This is a genomic window from Rhizobium sp. AQ_MP, from assembly GCF_014237835.1.
GTDB lineage: Bacteria > Pseudomonadota > Alphaproteobacteria > Rhizobiales > Rhizobiaceae > Allorhizobium.
The window spans coordinates 1-342 of record NZ_JACJVI010000093.1; the positions used below are offsets into that span (position 1 = coordinate 1).

Sequence of the window (342 nt, forward strand, 5' to 3'; positions counted from 1 at the left end):
GTCAGATCTCCCGTTGGTCGGGATCGGTTCTAAAGAAAAATCCGAAGCGCTCTTTGTGGGAGCGCAAAGAAGACTGACGAAAGACAAGGCAGAGTGCTTCCTGAACAGAAGGAAACGACTGAAATGACGGATGCACAGATCGGCCTTGTCGTTGCGACGCCTATCATCATGGGCTTTGCCTTGATGCTGAAGCGCATGGGCGTACTCCAGGGCGGAGGCACGCTAGCCGCCGTCCTGGCTTCGCTTGCCATCGGCGTCGTCCTGTTTCTTGGCCAATAAGGAGGAACTCATGAAAATGAATGGATCCAGCCTGACGGCGACCGAGGTCAGGGCGCTTGAGGA

General features: G+C 55.6%; 1 protein-coding gene. It reads left to right on the top strand.

What is annotated here, in order from left to right:
• The first annotated feature begins 123 nt into the window (after positions 1-123).
• Entirely contained in the window at positions 124-279 is a 156-nt protein-coding gene (locus tag H6M51_RS24365) for a hypothetical protein (protein WP_166599144.1), read from the top strand.
• The last annotated feature ends 63 nt before the right edge of the window (positions 280-342 follow it).